The 14875-nt window shown below is 70.0% G+C and carries 12 protein-coding genes; 7 read left to right on the top strand and 5 right to left on the bottom strand.

Annotated features, from left to right (window positions below; all coding sequences use genetic code 11):
* Nucleotides 1–285: 285 nt before the first annotated feature.
* From pdhA to ACP6CK_RS02185, 7 genes are all read left to right on the top strand, one after another.
* Nucleotides 286–1353 carry a pyruvate dehydrogenase (acetyl-transferring) E1 component subunit alpha gene (pdhA, locus tag ACP6CK_RS02155; protein WP_426957132.1) on the top strand — a complete coding sequence of 356 codons (1068 nt, stop codon included), beginning with the start codon at nt 286–288 and terminating at the stop codon, nt 1351–1353.
* A 1-nt stretch (nt 1354) separates the two neighbouring features.
* On the top strand, nt 1355–2824 hold the full coding sequence (locus ACP6CK_RS02160; protein WP_426957133.1) for a pyruvate dehydrogenase complex E1 component subunit beta: 1470 nt from the start codon (nt 1355–1357) through the stop codon (nt 2822–2824).
* Nucleotides 2825–2837: 13 nt separating this feature from the next.
* Complete coding sequence (locus ACP6CK_RS02165; protein ID WP_426957134.1) at nt 2838–4235, top strand: pyruvate dehydrogenase complex dihydrolipoamide acetyltransferase; 1398 nt, start codon at nt 2838–2840, stop codon at nt 4233–4235.
* 27 nt (nt 4236–4262) lie between these two features.
* On the top strand, nt 4263–4745 hold the full coding sequence (locus ACP6CK_RS02170) for an N-acetyltransferase family protein (protein WP_426957135.1): 483 nt from the start codon (nt 4263–4265) through the stop codon (nt 4743–4745).
* A gap of 17 nt (nt 4746–4762) precedes the next feature.
* Nucleotides 4763–6157: a dihydrolipoyl dehydrogenase gene (lpdA, locus tag ACP6CK_RS02175; RefSeq protein WP_426957136.1), complete on the top strand. Its 1395-nt coding sequence runs from the start codon at nt 4763–4765 to the stop codon at nt 6155–6157.
* Between the two features lie 70 nt (nt 6158–6227).
* Complete coding sequence (gene lipA, locus ACP6CK_RS02180; protein ID WP_426957137.1) at nt 6228–7328, top strand: lipoyl synthase; 1101 nt, start codon at nt 6228–6230, stop codon at nt 7326–7328.
* Between the two features lie 10 nt (nt 7329–7338).
* Nucleotides 7339–7833, top strand: coding sequence for a type II toxin-antitoxin system RatA family toxin (locus ACP6CK_RS02185; RefSeq protein ID WP_426957138.1), 495 nt, complete (start codon nt 7339–7341; stop codon nt 7831–7833).
* 34 nt (nt 7834–7867) lie between these two features.
* Here the strand turns inward: ACP6CK_RS02185 and ACP6CK_RS02190 are convergent, their stop codons facing one another.
* The 5 genes from ACP6CK_RS02190 to ACP6CK_RS02210 form a co-directional block, all read right to left on the bottom strand.
* Nucleotides 7868–9610 (bottom strand): ABC transporter ATP-binding protein/permease, encoded by a 1743-nt coding sequence (locus tag ACP6CK_RS02190; protein ID WP_426957139.1) that lies wholly within the window; start codon nt 9608–9610, stop codon nt 7868–7870.
* A gap of 48 nt (nt 9611–9658) precedes the next feature.
* A complete protein-coding gene (locus ACP6CK_RS02195; protein WP_426957140.1) occupies nt 9659–9925 on the bottom strand; it encodes a DUF3253 domain-containing protein in 267 nt (88 codons plus the stop codon).
* Between the two features lie 113 nt (nt 9926–10038).
* Nucleotides 10039–11136 carry an OmpA family protein gene (locus ACP6CK_RS02200; protein WP_426957141.1) on the bottom strand — a complete coding sequence of 366 codons (1098 nt, stop codon included), beginning with the start codon at nt 11134–11136 and terminating at the stop codon, nt 10039–10041.
* A gap of 211 nt (nt 11137–11347) precedes the next feature.
* Entirely contained in the window at nt 11348–11923 is a 576-nt protein-coding gene (locus ACP6CK_RS02205) for a DUF924 family protein (protein ID WP_426957142.1), read from the bottom strand.
* Complete coding sequence (locus ACP6CK_RS02210; protein ID WP_426957143.1) at nt 11920–14856, bottom strand: FAD-binding and (Fe-S)-binding domain-containing protein; 2937 nt, start codon at nt 14854–14856, stop codon at nt 11920–11922. The genes ACP6CK_RS02205 and ACP6CK_RS02210 overlap by 4 nt, the downstream gene beginning before the upstream one ends.
* Nucleotides 14857–14875 lie beyond the last annotated feature (19 nt).

Genomic DNA, 14875 nt, shown 5'->3' on the forward strand with positions numbered 1-14875 from the left:
CGTTGGGACGGTGCCCAAAGGCAGGAAGTACGGAAGAGCGTCGCACGCCACCGATCCTCCCCTTCCGTCGTTTCCATCGAAGCCGGACGGTTCGGCAAGACGAACGGGCTGACGCGCCGGGCCGCGTCTCTACGCCGCCCTGTAAACCGAAGTCTGGTTAATCCGTCTACTGCGCTGCAACATCAAGAACTTAGGTTGGACGGGGGTGCTTGTCGCACGGCAGGGCCGCGCGTATGTCCCGGACCAACCGCACAACGCGCGGCCGAGAACAGCAGGAGCGTGCGCATGGCCCTCGGGACCGACCCCTCCACGAAGCGCCGCGCCGGTGGACGAGGCAAGGACGCACCCGACCCCGGCCACAACCAGGACCTCCTGTCCAAGGCCTACCGCGACATGCTCCTCATCCGCCGCTTCGAGGAGAAGGCGGGCCAGCTTTACGGCATGGGCCTCATCGGCGGCTTCTGCCACCTCTACATCGGCCAGGAAGCAGTCGTCGTGGGCATGCAGATGACCCTGCAGGAGGGTGACCAAGTCATCACCTCCTACCGCGATCACGGGCACATGCTGGCCACCGGCATGGAGGCCCGCGGTGTCATGGCCGAGCTGACCGGCCGGATCGGCGGCTACTCCAAGGGCAAGGGCGGGAGCATGCACATGTTCTCCCGCGAGAAGGGCTTCTACGGCGGCCACGGCATCGTCGGCGCCCAGGTCGCGCTCGGCGCCGGTCTGGGCATGGCCAACTGGTACCGCAACAACGGCCAGGTCTCCCTGACCTATTTCGGGGAAGGCGCCTCGAACCAGGGACAGGTTTACGAGTCCTACAACTTCGCCGCCCTGCTGAAGCTGCCCGTCGTCTTCATCATCGAGAACAACCGCTACTCCATGGGCACGAGCGTGGAGCGCGGCTCCGCCTCCAAGGACCTCTCGAAGAATGGCTCCCCCTGGGGCATCAAGGGAGAGCAGGTGAACGGCATGGACGTCATGGCCGTGCGCGAGGCCGGGCTCCGCGCCGTGCAGGCCTGCCGGAACGGGGAGGGGCCCTACCTCCTGGAAATGCTGACCTACCGCTACCGCGGCCACTCCATGTCCGACCCGGCGAAGTACCGCACGCGGGAGGAGGTGCAGAAGATGCGTGAGCAGAACGACTGCATCGAGCTCGTCCGCAAGGCGCTGACCGAGGCCGGCGTCACCGAGGCCGACCTGAAGACGATCGACGACGAGGTGAAGGCCATCGTGCAGGACGCCGCCGACTTCGCCCAGGCGAGCCCGGAGCCGCCTGAGTCGGAACTCTGGACCGACGTGCTCCTGCCCAGCCCCATGGACGCCGACTCCGTTCGCCAGGGAGCCCGCTGACATGGGTGCCACCATCCTGATGCCCGCCCTGTCGCCCACGATGACGGAAGGCAAGCTCGCCCGCTGGCTGAAGAAGGAGGGCGAGGCGGTGAAGTCCGGCGACGTCATCGCCGAGATCGAGACCGACAAGGCCACGATGGAAGTGGAAGCCGTGGATGAGGGGACGCTGACGAAGATTCTCGTCCCCGAGGGCACCGAGGGCGTGCAGGTGAACTCTGTCATCGCCGAGCTGGATGGCGGCGCCGGCGGCGCTTCCGCCGCCCCGGCCGGCGACACCTCCACCCCCGCGAACCAGCAGGGCAGCAAGCCCGCCACGCCGCAGCAGCCCGAGAGCAACGCCACCCAGCACGGCGGCCAGGTGGGGCAGGTCGCGAAGCAGGCCGAGGATTACGGCGCCGTCGCCGCGAAGGGCACGCCGGAGCGCGAGGGCTCCGGCACGGCCGCGGCACCCCACACGCTGGAGGTCGAGCCCGAGAAGGACTGGGGCCCGACCAAGCCCATCACCGTCCGCGAAGCCCTTCGCGATGCCATGGCCATGGAGATGCGCCGCGACGGCGACGTCTTCCTGATGGGCGAGGAGGTTGCCCAGTACCAGGGCGCCTACAAGATCTCCCAGGGCCTGCTGGACGAGTTCGGGCCGAAGCGCGTCATCGACACGCCGATCACCGAGCACGGCTTCACGGGCATGGCCGTCGGCGCCGCCCTGACCGGGCTGAAGCCGATTGTCGAGTTCATGACCTTCAACTTCTCGATGCAGGCCATCGACCACATCATCAACTCGGCCGCGAAGACGCTCTACATGTCCGGCGGCCAGCTCGGCTGCCCCATCGTCTTTCGTGGGCCGAACGGCGCCGCCGCCCGCGTCGCCGCCCAGCACAGCCAGGACTACACCTCCTGGTACGCGCACGTGCCCGGTCTCAAGGTGATCGCCCCCTGGTCCGCGGCGGATGCCAAGGGGCTGCTGCGGGCCGCCATCCGTGACCCGAACCCGATCGTCTTCCTGGAGAACGAGATTCTCTACGGGCAGACCTTCGAGTGCCCGACGGACGAAGAGTTCATCCTGCCGATCGGCAAGGCGAAGGTGGAGCGGCGCGGCACCGACGTCACCATCGTCGCCTACTCCATCATGGTCGGCCTCGCGATGAAGGCGGCCGAGGAGCTGGAGGCGGCCGGCATCTCGGCCGAGGTGATCAACCTCCGCAGCATCCGCCCCCTCGACATCAACACGGTGCTCGCCTCGGTGAAGAAGACCAACCGCCTCGTGACGGTCGAGGAAGGCTGGGCCTTCGCCAATGTCGGCGCCGAGGTCGCGATCCAGGTGATCGAGGGCGCCTTCGACTACCTCGACGCGCCGCCCGTCCGCGTCGCGGGCCTGGACGTGCCGATGCCCTACGCCGCCAACCTCGAGAAGCTCGCGCTGCCCACGGTGGCGCAGGTGGTCGAGGCGGCGCGCAAGGCAACCTACAAGTAAGGGGGCGCGCACCATGGCCACGAACATCCTGATGCCCGCCCTGTCCCCCACCATGACAGAAGGGACGCTCGCCCGCTGGCTGAAGAAGGAGGGCGAGGCCGTGAAGTCCGGCGACGTCCTCGCCGAGATCGAGACCGACAAGGCCACGATGGAGTTCGAGGCCGTGGATGAGGGCATCCTCGGGAAGATTCTCGTCCCCGACGGCACCGAGGGCGTGAAGGTCAATCAGCCCATCGGCATCATGGTCGAGCAGGGCGAGGCGGTTCCCTCCGGCGACGGGGGCGGGGCCTCCGCCGCGCCGAAGACGGCGCAGGAACCGGCCCAGTCCGCCTCCGCCTCTGCGGCGCTGCAGGCGGTGAACGACGCGGGCGGCAAGGTCGCGGGCGCGGCCGAGCAGCCCGTCTCCGCGCCCCAGCCCTCCAGCCAGTCGGCGCCGGCCGCCGCACCGAGCCCGCCATCGGCCGGGGCGGGCGGGCGCATCTTCGCATCGCCGCTCGCGCGCCGTCTGGCGCAGCAGGCCGGGATCGACCTGAACGGCGTGAAGGGCTCCGGCCCCAACGGCCGCATCGTGAAATCGGACATCGAGGCGGCCCAGGCCCGCGGCCCCGCGCCCGCTGCCGCGCAGACCGCGGCCGCCCCCGCCGCCGCACCGGCTCCCGCCGCGGCGCCCGCGCCTGCCGCTCCGCCGAAGGCCCCGGCCCCCGCCATCACGGCGCCGCACAAGGCCATCCCGCACTCCACCATGCGCAAGGTCATCGCGCGCCGCCTGACGGAGTCGAAGCAGACCGTCCCGCACTTCTACGTTTCCATGGACGTGGAGCTGGACGCGCTGCTGAAGCTGCGCGCCGACCTGAACGCTCGCTCCCCGAAGGACGGACCGGGCGCCTACAAGCTTTCGGTCAACGACCTCGTCATCAAGGCCACGGCCGCGACCCTGCGGAAGCTTCCGCAGACCAACGCGAGTTGGACCGACGAGGCGGTCATCCAGTACGACGACGTGGACATCAGCATCGCCGTCTCCATCCCGGACGGGCTGATCACTCCGATCATCCGCAAGGCCGACCAGAAGGGCCTCGCCACCATCTCCAACGAGATGAAGGACCTGGCCAGCCGCGCCAAGTCCGGCAAGCTGAAACCCGAGGAGTTCCAGGGCGGCGGCTTCTCCATCTCCAACATGGGGATGTACGGCGTCACCGCCTTCTCCGCGATCATCAACCCGCCCCAGGCCGGCATCCTGGCCGTCAGCGCGGGGGAGAAGCGGCCGGTGGTGAAGAACGACGCCCTGGCGATCGCGACCGTGATGACCGTCACGCTGTCGGTGGACCACCGCGTGATCGACGGCGCGCTCGCCGCCGAATGGGTCCAGACCTTCAAGCGCATCGTCGAGGATCCGCTGAGCCTCATGCTGTGACGGCGTCCGGCCGGCAGAGGGCGAGGCATGACTGACGCCTTCACGCTGCGGGACGCCATCCCCGCCGACCTGCCGGACGTGGTCCGGCTGGTCCGGGCCCTGGCCGAGTACGAGAAGCTGCTGCACGAGGCGGTGGGCACGGAGGACGACTTCCGCGCCCTCCTCTTCGGCCCCAAGCCCTTCCTCAACGCCGTGCTGGCCGAGGTGGACGGGCGCGTGGTCGGCCAGGCGCTCTGGTTCAACAACGTGAGCACCTTCACGGGCCGGCCCGGCATCTACCTCGAGGACATCTTCGTGGAGCCGGCCCAGCGCGGCCTTGGCATCGGCCGGGCCTTCTTCCGCTATCTCGCGCAGAGAGCCATGCGCGAGGGTTGGACCAGGATCGACTGGCAGGTCCTGGATTGGAACGAGCCGTCCATCCAGTTCTACCGCAGCATCGGCGCGAAGAGCCTGGACGCTTGGAAGGGCCAGCGCCTCTCGGGCGAGGCCCTGGCCGCGATGGCCGCATAAGAAAAGGGGAGGCCAGCATGGCCGATCAGTTCGACCTCGTGGTGGTGGGCGGCGGCCCCGGCGGCTACGTGGCGGCCATCCGCGCCTCCCAGTTGAAGATGAAGGTGGCGCTGGTCGAGCGCGAGCACCTCGGCGGCATCTGCCTGAATTGGGGCTGCATCCCGACCAAGGCGCTGCTCCGCGCCTCGGAGATCAACCACCTCCTGCACACGCTCGATGCCTACGGCTTCGCGGCGGACAACATCCGCTACGACTTCGCCAAGGTGGTGAAGCGCTCCCGCGCCGTGGCCGGGCAGCTCTCGGGCGGCGTCAAAGGGCTGCTGAAGAAGCACAAGGTCACCGTCTATGACGGGCAGGGCAAGCTGGCCGGCCCCGGCAAGCTCTCCGTCACGAAGGACGGCAAGCCGGTGGCGGAGATCGCGTCGAAGAACATCATCCTCGCGACCGGCGCCCGCGCCCGTGTGCTGCCGGGCATGGAGCCGGACGGCAAGCTCATCTGGTCCTACCGCGAGGCGCTGCTGCCCGATTCCATGCCCAAGAGCCTCATCGTCATCGGCTCCGGCGCCATCGGCAGCGAGTTCGCGTCCTTCTACCTGAACATGGGCGCCCAGGTGACGCTGATCGAGGTGATGGACCGCATCCTGCCGGTCGAGGACGTGGAGATCAGCACCTTCGTCCAGAAGGCCTTCACGAAGCAGGGCATGAAGGTTCTGACCGGCGCGAAGGTCGGCCAGATCACCAAGTCCGGCAACAGCGTGACCGTCAACGTCGAGGTGAAGGGCCAAGCCCAGCAGATCACCGCGGACCGCCTGATCTCCGCCGTCGGCATCGTCGGCAATGTCGAGGACATCGGCCTCGAGGGCACGAAGATCAAAGTCGAGCGGACCCACGTCGTCACCGACCCCATGGGCCGCACGGGGGAGGAGGGCGTCTACGCCATCGGCGACCTCACCGGCGCCCCCTGGCTGGCCCACAAGGCGAGCCATGAGGGGATCATCTGCGTCGAGAACATCGCCGGCCTGCACCCCCATGAGATGGACATCGGCAACATCCCCGGCTGCACCTACTGCCGCCCGCAGGTGGCCAGCGTCGGCCTGACCGAGGCGAAGGCGAAGGAGGCGGGCCACGAGGTCCGCGTCGGCCGCTTCCCCTTCATCGGCAACGGCAAGGCCATCGCCCTGGGCGAGCCGGAGGGGCTGGTGAAGACCGTGTTCGACGCGAAGACCGGCGAGCTGCTCGGCGCCCACATGGTCGGGCCGGAGGTTACGGAGATGATCCAGGGCTACGGCATCGCCCGCACCCTGGAGTCCACCGAGGCCGAGCTGATGCACACCGTCTTCCCCCACCCCACGGTGAGCGAGACGATGCACGAGGCCGTGCTTGATGCTTACGGCCGCGTGATCCACATCTAGGGGATACCGGTGGGGCCATCCGGCCCCATCTCCCCATCCGCGCGCCGGTCCGGCGCGGAGGACCTTCTCCATGGCCACCCGAATCCTGGTGGATCACCGTTCCGGCGGCGCCGTCCCGGTCCTGGCCGCGCAGGCCGATGCCGTGGCTCCAACGGCAGACGCGGCGCCCGTCCGGGGGCCGCAGACGCCGGCGATCGCGGCTGCCGAAGCCCCGGGCCGTTCCGCCGCCGCCCTCCGCCACCCGGAGAAGGCGCATCGCCCAGATAACCCGATCAAGCGCAAGCCGGACTGGATCCGGGTGAAGGCGCCGAACCACCCCGTCTACCACGAGACCCGTGCCCTGATGCGGGACCAGAAGCTCGTCACGGTTTGCGAGGAGGCAGCCTGCCCGAACATCGGGGAGTGCTGGTCGCAGCGCCACGCGACGATGATGATCATGGGCGGGATCTGCACGCGCGCCTGCGCCTTCTGCAACATCACCACCGGCCTGCCGAACGCGCTCGACGCCGACGAGCCGCGCCGGGTCGGGGAGGCGGTGGCGACCCTCGGCCTGCGCCATGTCGTCATCACCTCGGTGGACCGGGATGACCTCAGGGACGGCGGCGCCGCCCATTTCGCGCAGACCATCGCCGCGATCCGCGCCGCCGCCCCGGCCACCACGATCGAGATCCTGACCCCCGACTTCCTCCGCAAGGACGGCGCGCTGGAGGTGGTGGTGGAAGCCCGACCGGACGTCTTCAACCACAATCTGGAGACGGTGCCGCGCCTCTACCCGACGATCCGGCCCGGCGCGCGTTACTTCCACTCCCTGCGCCTGCTGGACGAGGTGAAGCGGCTGGACCCCGGCATCTTCACCAAGTCCGGCCTCATGGTCGGCCTGGGGGAGTCCCGGTCCGAGGTGTTGCAGGTGATGGATGACATGCGCTCGGCCGAAGTCGATTTCCTGACCATCGGCCAGTACCTCCAGCCCACCGTGAAGCACGCCGCCGTGGACCGCTTCGTGGAGCCCGCCGAGTTCGAAGACTACGCGAAGATGGCGCGCGCGAAGGGCTTTCTGCTGGTCTCGGCGACCCCGCTCACCCGCTCGTCCTACCACGCGGACCGGGATTTCGCCGCCCTGCGCGCCGCGCGCGACGCCTCGCTCGGCCGCGCGCCGGCCAACGCCGCCTAAGCCCGGCCGCATGCCCACCCACGCGGAGAAGCGGCGTCTTCCCTACACGCCGGAGCAGATGTTCGACCTGGTCGCGGACGTGCACCGCTACCCCGAGTTCCTGCCCTGGTGCGTCGGCGCCCGGATCATCTCCCGCACGGACACCGAACTGGTCGCGGACATGACGATCGGCTTCAAGATGTTCCGGGAGACCTTCCGCAGCCGCGTCACGCTCGACCGGCCGGACCACCTGCACGTGGAATACCTGACCGGCCCTTTCCGCTACCTGAACAACCACTGGCGCTTCCATCCGATCCCCGGCGGGACCGAGGTGGATTTCTTCGTGGACTTCGAATTCAAGTCCCGCCTCCTCCAGGCCGTGATCGGCACGGTTTTCAACGAGGCGGTGCGCCTGATGGTCCGTGCCTTCGAGCGACGCGCCATGGCCCTCTACGGCCGCGAGCGCCCGGCGCCCCCGGCCGGGCTGACGGCGCGCCCGGCTCCCGGCTCCACCGGCACGGGCTGATCCCGGGCGCCGCCGGGGCGGCGCCCATCCCTGGCTACGCCGGCGCCAGCCGCCCGGACTCCATCCGCAGCATCCGGTCGTGGAACTCCGCCACGGCCGGCCGATGGGCGATCGAGACGATACCGGTCCCCGGCAGGCGCTCCCGCAGCATCCCGTAGAGCCGCGCCTCCGCCTCGGGGTCGAGGCTCGCCGTGGCCTCATCCAGGAAGAGCCAGTCGGGCTTGGCGACCAGGGCCCGCGCCCAGGCGACACGCTGCTGCTCCCCGCCGGACAGGCGCCGGTCCCACGCGTCCTCCTCGTCCAGCCGCGGAACCAGATGGGCCAGCCCGACCGCCTCCAGCGCCTCGACCAGCGTCTCGGTCGGCAGGCCCTCCGGCGGCATGGGATAGGCGATGGCCCGCCGCAGCGTGCCGAGGGGCAGGTACGGCCGCTGCGGCAGGAACAGCATCTTTTCCGCCTCCGGCACGGCGACACGCCCGCTCCCGAAAGGCCAGATGCCGGCCAGGGCGCGGAACAGCGTGGACTTGCCGCTGCCTGACGGGCCCGTGACGACCACCGCCTCTCCCGGCACGATCCGCAGCGACCCGTCCGCCAGCAGCACCCGTCCATCCGGCAGGCGAAGGTCCAGATTCTCCGTCGAGACCGCCCCGTCCGCGGCCGGAGCAACGGAAGGACCCTCGCCGGCATGGGCCAGGGCGCCGTCCACGGCGCGGGAGAAGCCCGCCAGGCGTTCCACGGTGGCGCGCCACTCCGTCAGGTCCCGGTAGTTGTCCACGAACCAGGATAGCGAGCCCTGCACCTGCCCGAAGGCCGTCGAGGTCTGGATGAGCCCGCCGAGTGGGATGCGCCCGGCGAAGAAGGCGGGTGCCGCCATGATGATGGGGAAGACGCTGGCGACCTGGCCGAAGCCGGCGGTGAAGAAGGTCAGGCGCTTCGTCGCGCGCATGATGTCCCACCAATTCACGATCACCTGGCCGAAGCGGCCCTGCAGGATGCGGGACTCGTCCGCCTCGCCGCGGTGAAGCGCCACGCCCTCGGCGTTGTCGCGCAGGCGGATCAGGGCGTAGCGGAAATCCGCCTCCGCCCGCTGCCGCTCGAAGTGCAGTCCGATCAGCCGACGCCCGATCAGGTGGGCCAGCCCGGTGCCCAGCAAGGAGTAAAAAAGCGCGGCCCAGACGAGGAAGCCCGGGATATCCAGCCCGAACACGGTCAGCCCGTCCGACAGGCTCCAGAGCACGGCGATGAAGGAGAGGAGAGTCACCACCGAGCTGAGCAACCCCAGCCCGAGGGTCAGGCTGTCATCCACGAAGAGGCGAATATCGTCGGCGATGCGCTGGTCCGGATTGTCCGTCGCGCGATCCGTCAGCGCGATCCGGTAGTAGGCGCGACGCGAGAGCCAGCGCGCCATGGCCTGCGTCGTCATCCCCCGCCGCCATCGGATCTGCAGCGCCTGCTGGAGGTAGAGCTTGTAGACCGCCACGACGATGAACAGCGCGGCCACGAGGCAGAATCCGGGCATGTAGCCGAAGACCGATCCGGCATCCCCGCTCTCCCGCCCGATGAACAGGAGCCCGAGGAAGGCGTCCCAGTCCTTTGCCTCCAGCGCGTTGTAGAAGGCCCGCTGCCAGTAGGTGAGGATCACGTTCATCGCGACCAGCGCGAGGTTCAGCACCACCACGACCGCCAGCAGCCCCCGGGCGGCCCAGCGCTCCTCCCCGTTCCAGAAGGGCCTGGCGAGCGACCAGGCGTCGCGCAGCGTCGTGGAGAGGGAGGACATGGTGGTCTCCGGGAGATCAGGCGCGACGGGAGGGGCGGGTAGGGACCGTCATGCCCCGCGAGCGCGAAGGCGGATGACGCCACGCAACAGGTCCAGGTCGGCCGGCTTGCCCTTGCGGAGCACGTCCAGCCGGCCCTCCCGCGCCAGGGATACGGCCGCAGCCCGGACCGGGCCCATGAGCGGACGCCAGGCGTCCGGCGCCAGGGCGCGGGCCACCTCGCTCGGGCAGAAGGTCTTGCGGGCGCCGCGCGCCCCGGCCAGGCGCAGGATTTCCGCGCGGATGGCGGCCGGCTCCGGCCGCGTCTCGTCGCTCATGTCCGAGACGTAAAGTCCGCCGCCCGACCCGTCCAGCATCGGACTGTAAAAGGAAAGGGCGGCCCCTTCCGGGGCCGCCCTCCCTGTCCGGAGTCCAGAGGGGCTGCGGGCGATCAGCGCAGGACGATCTCGACGCGGCGGTTCTGCGGCTCGCGCACGCCGTCGGCGGTCGGGACCAGCGGGCGGCTCTCGCCGAAGGCGGAGATGGAGATCGCGGAGCGCGACACGCCGTTGCGGGCGAGCTCGGCGGCAACCACCTCGGCGCGGCGCTGGGACAGGCGCTGGTTGTACTGCGGGGTGCCCGAGCGGTCGGCGTGGCCGGCCACCTCGATGCGGGTCGTCTGCGTCGAGCGGGACGCATTCGCCGCCTCGGCGATGATCTGCCGGGCGCGGTCGGTCAGGTCCGCGCGGTCCCAGTCGAAGAACACGAGGTAGGTGCGCGCGACAGTCGGCTGAGCGGCCACCACCGGCGTGGCCACCACGGCCGGGCGGGGCTGGTTGAAGGCGTAGCGCAGGCCGACGAGGACGGAGTGGTTGAAGTTCTCCACCTCGGTGTTGGTGCGCGCCACGACGCCGGCGGCCGGCACGTAGTTGGAACGGATGCTCGGATCCAGGGTGCCGAAGAAGCGGTACTCCGCCGTCACCGCAAGGCCAGGCACGGCCGCGATGTTGAAGGCGAGGCCGGCGATGCCCTGATAGGCGAAGTTGCCCTCAGACCCGACGAGGTCCAGGCGCGGACCGTTGAAGCCCTGGACCCGAACGCCCTGGTAGTTCGTCTGGGCGTAGCCGACGCCGCCGCCGAGATACGGCATGACCGGCGAGCCCGGGATGACGAAATCATACAGGACATTGGCCATGACGGCCCAGTTGCTCACATGACCGGTGGTCCGGAGCGGACGCACGAGGCCGCCGAAGCCCGAGGCGCCGTCCACGCTGTTGCGACGGTAGCTGCCCTCGACCTCCAGGCGCAGACCGTTGCCGAAGCCCCAGCCGAGGCTGCCGAGCGCGACCCAGCCCGTCTCAAACTCGATGCTGCCGTTGCCGAAGTTCGCGCGGACCGCAGCGCTGGACGAGGTCGCGTCGGAGTCCATGAGCCAGTTCGCACCGCCGGCGCCGGCGATGTAGAGGCCGGAAATCGGCTGGGCGAGCGCCGCACCCGGCAGCGCGAGGGCGCTGGCCAGAAGAGCGTGCTTCAGGAAGCGTCTTGCCATGTTTCGTTCCACTAACTTCTGGGTTGACCGCCCCACTCGCTGCCGCGGCGTCAGCTCGCGATCACCGGCAGGGCGTTAAGCCATTTTTCAGGCGTTAACGGGCTGGTCACTAACATCGCGACTGGAGTCGACTTTTTCACATCGCGCGGAGCGCTTGCGCCCGCAGATTCTCTGACACCTGGCTGTGGCAGAATGAGCACAGGCAGCCTGGTCAGAAGCCGGAACCGGGCGTCGCGAGATACGTTCTTTCCGCCGCGCTGCTGCTGCGACCGACGATCGCGTTGCGGTGGGGGAAACGCCCGAAGCGGCCAATCACCGCGCGGTGGCGCCAGGCGTAGTCGATCGTGCCGCCCGGGCGCGCATGACGTGGATCGTCTCGCATCCCCTCGAACAGCGCGACCGAGAGATTCTGGTCCGCGATATCCTCGGAGTGCTCGAACGGCAGATACAGGAAGACGCGCTCTACGGTCGTGAGGCGGAGGTCGTGACGTGCGTGGAGCACGGCGATGCGGGCGATCTCGCGCGCATGCGGATCGCTTGCAAACGCCGCAGACCTACCGCGGTGGATGTTGCGCGGAACCTGGTCGAGCAGGAGGCACAGCGCGAGCGCGCCGCGCGGCGTCTCCGCCCATCCGTCCCGCGCGCCGCGGGCGGCAGTGTCGGCCTCTGCCCCGAAACGCGCGCGCAGCGACGCGTCGAAGGCCGGGTCCACGCGGAACCAGCTCTCGCGGGAAAGGTCGGGCTCTCCGCCGAACCAGACCTCGAGCAGATCATCCGGGCCGCTCACGTCCGCGCCTCCAACGCCATGTCCAGAACCCGGGCGGAGTGCAGCGCCTCCCGGCCCGTCAGGTCGGCGATCTGGTGCCGGCAGGACGTGCCGTCCGCGACGATCAGGTCCTCCTCCGGCGCCGCCCGCACGGCGGGCGCGAGCGACGACTCTCCCATGGCCTTTGAGATCTCCACGCGGCGCGCATCGTAGCCGAAGGCACCGGCCATACCGCAGCAGGAGGACGCGATCGGCTTCACGGCCAAGCCGGGCACGCCGCGAAGCGCCTTCACCGCATCCGGAAAAGCTCCGAAGGACTTCTGATGGCAGTGGCCGTGGACATGCGCCGCCGCCGCCACGGTCTTGAGCGGAAGCGACGCCTTCTCCCGCACCAGGAATTCCGAGAGCAGCACGGCGCGGTCGGCCAGCCGGTCCGCCGCCGCGCCGGGGAGCAGCGCCTTGAACTCGTCGCGCAGCGTCAGGAGGCAGGACGGCTCCAGCCCCACCACCGGCGCGTCGCTCGCCGAAAGCGTGTCCAGCGTGCGTCGGGCCTCCGCGCGCGCCTCCTTCACCATGCCGGCCGCGAGGTAGCTCCGTCCGCAGCAGAGCGGCCGCCCGGCGGATGCGGGCGCCACCGGCCGCCATCCCGCCGCGCGCAGCACGCGCGCGGCGGCGCGCGCGTTCTCCGGTTCGAAATAGCGGTTGAAGGTGTCGGTCAGCAGGATCGCGTCGCCGCGCGCCCCGGGTGCCGCGCCGTCCAGCTCGGAATCCCGGAAGGGATCGCGGGCGAAGCGCGGGAGGTTCCGCTCCCGCGCGAAGCCCAGCGCCTTCTCCCCGACGGCCCGGGCACCCGGCACCCATTCCCGCGCATTCGCGAGCCATGGCGCGCGCGAGGCCATCGGCGCCCAGCGAGGCAGGGTGGCGATCAGGCGGTCCTTCGCGGACACGCCGTGCTTGCGGGCGCGCGCGTGCTGCGCCTCGATCTTCATGCGGGCCATGTCCACGCCGGTCGGGCATTCCCGCCGGCAGCCCTTGCAGGACACGCAGAGCGACAGCGCCTCCGCCACCTCATCGGAGGCCAGCGCATCCGGTCCCAGCTGCCCCGTCAGCGCCAGCCGAAGCGTGTTCGCGCGGCCCCGCGTCAGGTGCGCCTCGTCCCGCGTGACGCGGAAGGAGGGGCACATGACGTTCGCGTCGAACTTCCGGCAGGTGCCGTTGTTGTTGCACATCTCCACGGCGCCGAGGAAACCGGACAACGCGCCGGACGCGCTGCCCGACTGGTGCTGCGACCAGTCCAGCACGGGCGTGACCGCCGGGTCGCCGGCGTAATCCGGCGCGTAGCGGAACAGCGTCCGGTCATCCATGGCAGGCGGCCGCACCACCCGGCCAGGGTTCATCAGCCCGGTCGGGTCGAAGGCGTCCTTCACCGTCTCGAAGGCGCGGACGATGCGGTCGCCATACATCTCCCGGTGGAACTCGGAGCGGACGATGCCGTCACCGTGCTCCCCGGAATGGCTGCCCTTGTATTCGCGGACAAGGGCGAAGCACTCCTCGGCGATGGAGCGCATCCGGCGGACGTCCTCGCCGTCCTTCATGTTCAGCACGGGGCGGACATGCAGGCAGCCGACGCTCGCATGGGCGTACCAGGTGCCCTTCGTGCCGTGGCGCGCGAAAACGTCGTTCAGCCGCTCGGTGTAGTCGGCCAGGTCCTCCAGCGGCACCGCCGTGTCCTCGATGAAGGAGACCGGCTTCCCGTCCCCCTTCATGGACATCATGATATTCAGCCCGGCTTCCCGGACCTCGGCGATCGCGGCCTGGAAGCCGGAATCGACCGCGCGCACGACCTGGCCGGGATGGCCCAGGTCGCCCATCATCTCCTCCAGCCGGTCGAGGTCGCGCGCGAGCGGCCCGTCCTCCTGCCCGTGGAACTCGACGATCAGCAGGGAATCCGGCTCCCCGATCACCATCCGGTCGATCGTGCCGCGGTAGATGTCGATGGACCGGCCGAGGTCGATCATCGTCCGGTCCACCAGCTCCACCGCTTCCGGGTTGAGCGTGACGAGGTGGCGCGCAGCCTCCATGGCGTGGCGGAAGGTCGGGAACTGGCAGATGCCGAGCGCCTTGCGCGGCTTGATCGGCCAGAGCCGCAGCTCCAGCCCCGCCGAGAAGGCGAGCGTCCCCTCGCTGCCCACCAGGATGCGCGCGAGGTTCCCGCGCCCGGCCGCGCGCGCCTCCGGCGTCAGGCTCTCCAGGTCGTAGCCGCCCACGCGCCGCAGCACCTTCGGGAAGCGGGCCGCGATCTCCGCCGCCTCCGCGGCGCCGAGCGCCCGCAGCCGAGTGACGAGTTCGGCGACCGAACCCGGCACGCCCTCGCCGAGGTTGTCCGGCAGTTCCCCGAAGGCGAAGCGCTGCCCGTCCGGCAGGATCGCGTCGATGGCATGCACGTTGTCCGCCATCAGCCCGTACCGGATCGACTTGGACCCGCAGGAATTGTTCGCGGCCATCCCCCCGATCGTGCAGCGCGCCCAGGTGGAGGGGTCCACGGGGAAGAACAGCCCGTGCGGCTTCAGCGCGTCGTTCAGCGCGCCCAGCGCGATCCCCGGCTGCACGGTGGCGCGCATCCCGGCCGGCTCCACCGACACCACCTGCCGGAGGTGCTTGGAGCCATCCAGCACCAGCGCCCGGTTCACCGTTTGCCCGCACTGGCTGGTGCCGCCGCCGCGGGGCAGGACGGGGACGCCCTCCTCCCGCGCGATGGCCATGGCGGTGGCCACGTCCTCCACGGTCCGCGGCACCAGCACGCCCAGCGGCTCCACCTGATAGATGCTGGCATCGGTCGCGTAGCGGCCGCGATCGGCGGCGCCGAACAGGACCTCGCCCTCCGTGTCCCGCCTCAGGCGGGCGGCGAGGCGGCTGTCGCCGGGGGCGATGCGAGACCGGTGGATGGCGTTCATTCCGTCACTCCCATGCGCC

The organism is Muricoccus radiodurans, assembly GCF_050154705.1.
In the GTDB taxonomy this organism is placed as follows: domain Bacteria; phylum Pseudomonadota; class Alphaproteobacteria; order Acetobacterales; family Acetobacteraceae; genus Roseomonas; species Roseomonas radiodurans.

Bases quoted from the DNA above. Each gene is read 5' to 3' on its own strand.
- lpdA (WP_426957136.1), top strand. From the start codon at position 4,763: ATGGCCGATCAGTTCGACCTCGTGGTGGTGGGCGGCGGCCCCGGCGGC.
- ACP6CK_RS02210 (WP_426957143.1), bottom strand. From the start codon at position 14,856: ATGAACGCCATCCACCGGTCTCGCATCGCCCCCGGCGACAGCCGCCTC.
- lipA (WP_426957137.1), top strand. From the start codon at position 6,228: ATGGCCACCCGAATCCTGGTGGATCACCGTTCCGGCGGCGCCGTCCCG.
- ACP6CK_RS02190 (WP_426957139.1), bottom strand. From the start codon at position 9,610: ATGTCCTCCCTCTCCACGACGCTGCGCGACGCCTGGTCGCTCGCCAGG.
- pdhA (WP_426957132.1), top strand. From the start codon at position 286: ATGGCCCTCGGGACCGACCCCTCCACGAAGCGCCGCGCCGGTGGACGA.
- ACP6CK_RS02165 (WP_426957134.1), top strand. From the start codon at position 2,838: ATGGCCACGAACATCCTGATGCCCGCCCTGTCCCCCACCATGACAGAA.
- ACP6CK_RS02170 (WP_426957135.1), top strand. From the start codon at position 4,263: ATGACTGACGCCTTCACGCTGCGGGACGCCATCCCCGCCGACCTGCCG.
- ACP6CK_RS02195 (WP_426957140.1), bottom strand. From the start codon at position 9,925: ATGAGCGACGAGACGCGGCCGGAGCCGGCCGCCATCCGCGCGGAAATC.
- ACP6CK_RS02185 (WP_426957138.1), top strand. From the start codon at position 7,339: ATGCCCACCCACGCGGAGAAGCGGCGTCTTCCCTACACGCCGGAGCAG.
- ACP6CK_RS02200 (WP_426957141.1), bottom strand. From the start codon at position 11,136: ATGGCAAGACGCTTCCTGAAGCACGCTCTTCTGGCCAGCGCCCTCGCG.
- ACP6CK_RS02160 (WP_426957133.1), top strand. From the start codon at position 1,355: ATGGGTGCCACCATCCTGATGCCCGCCCTGTCGCCCACGATGACGGAA.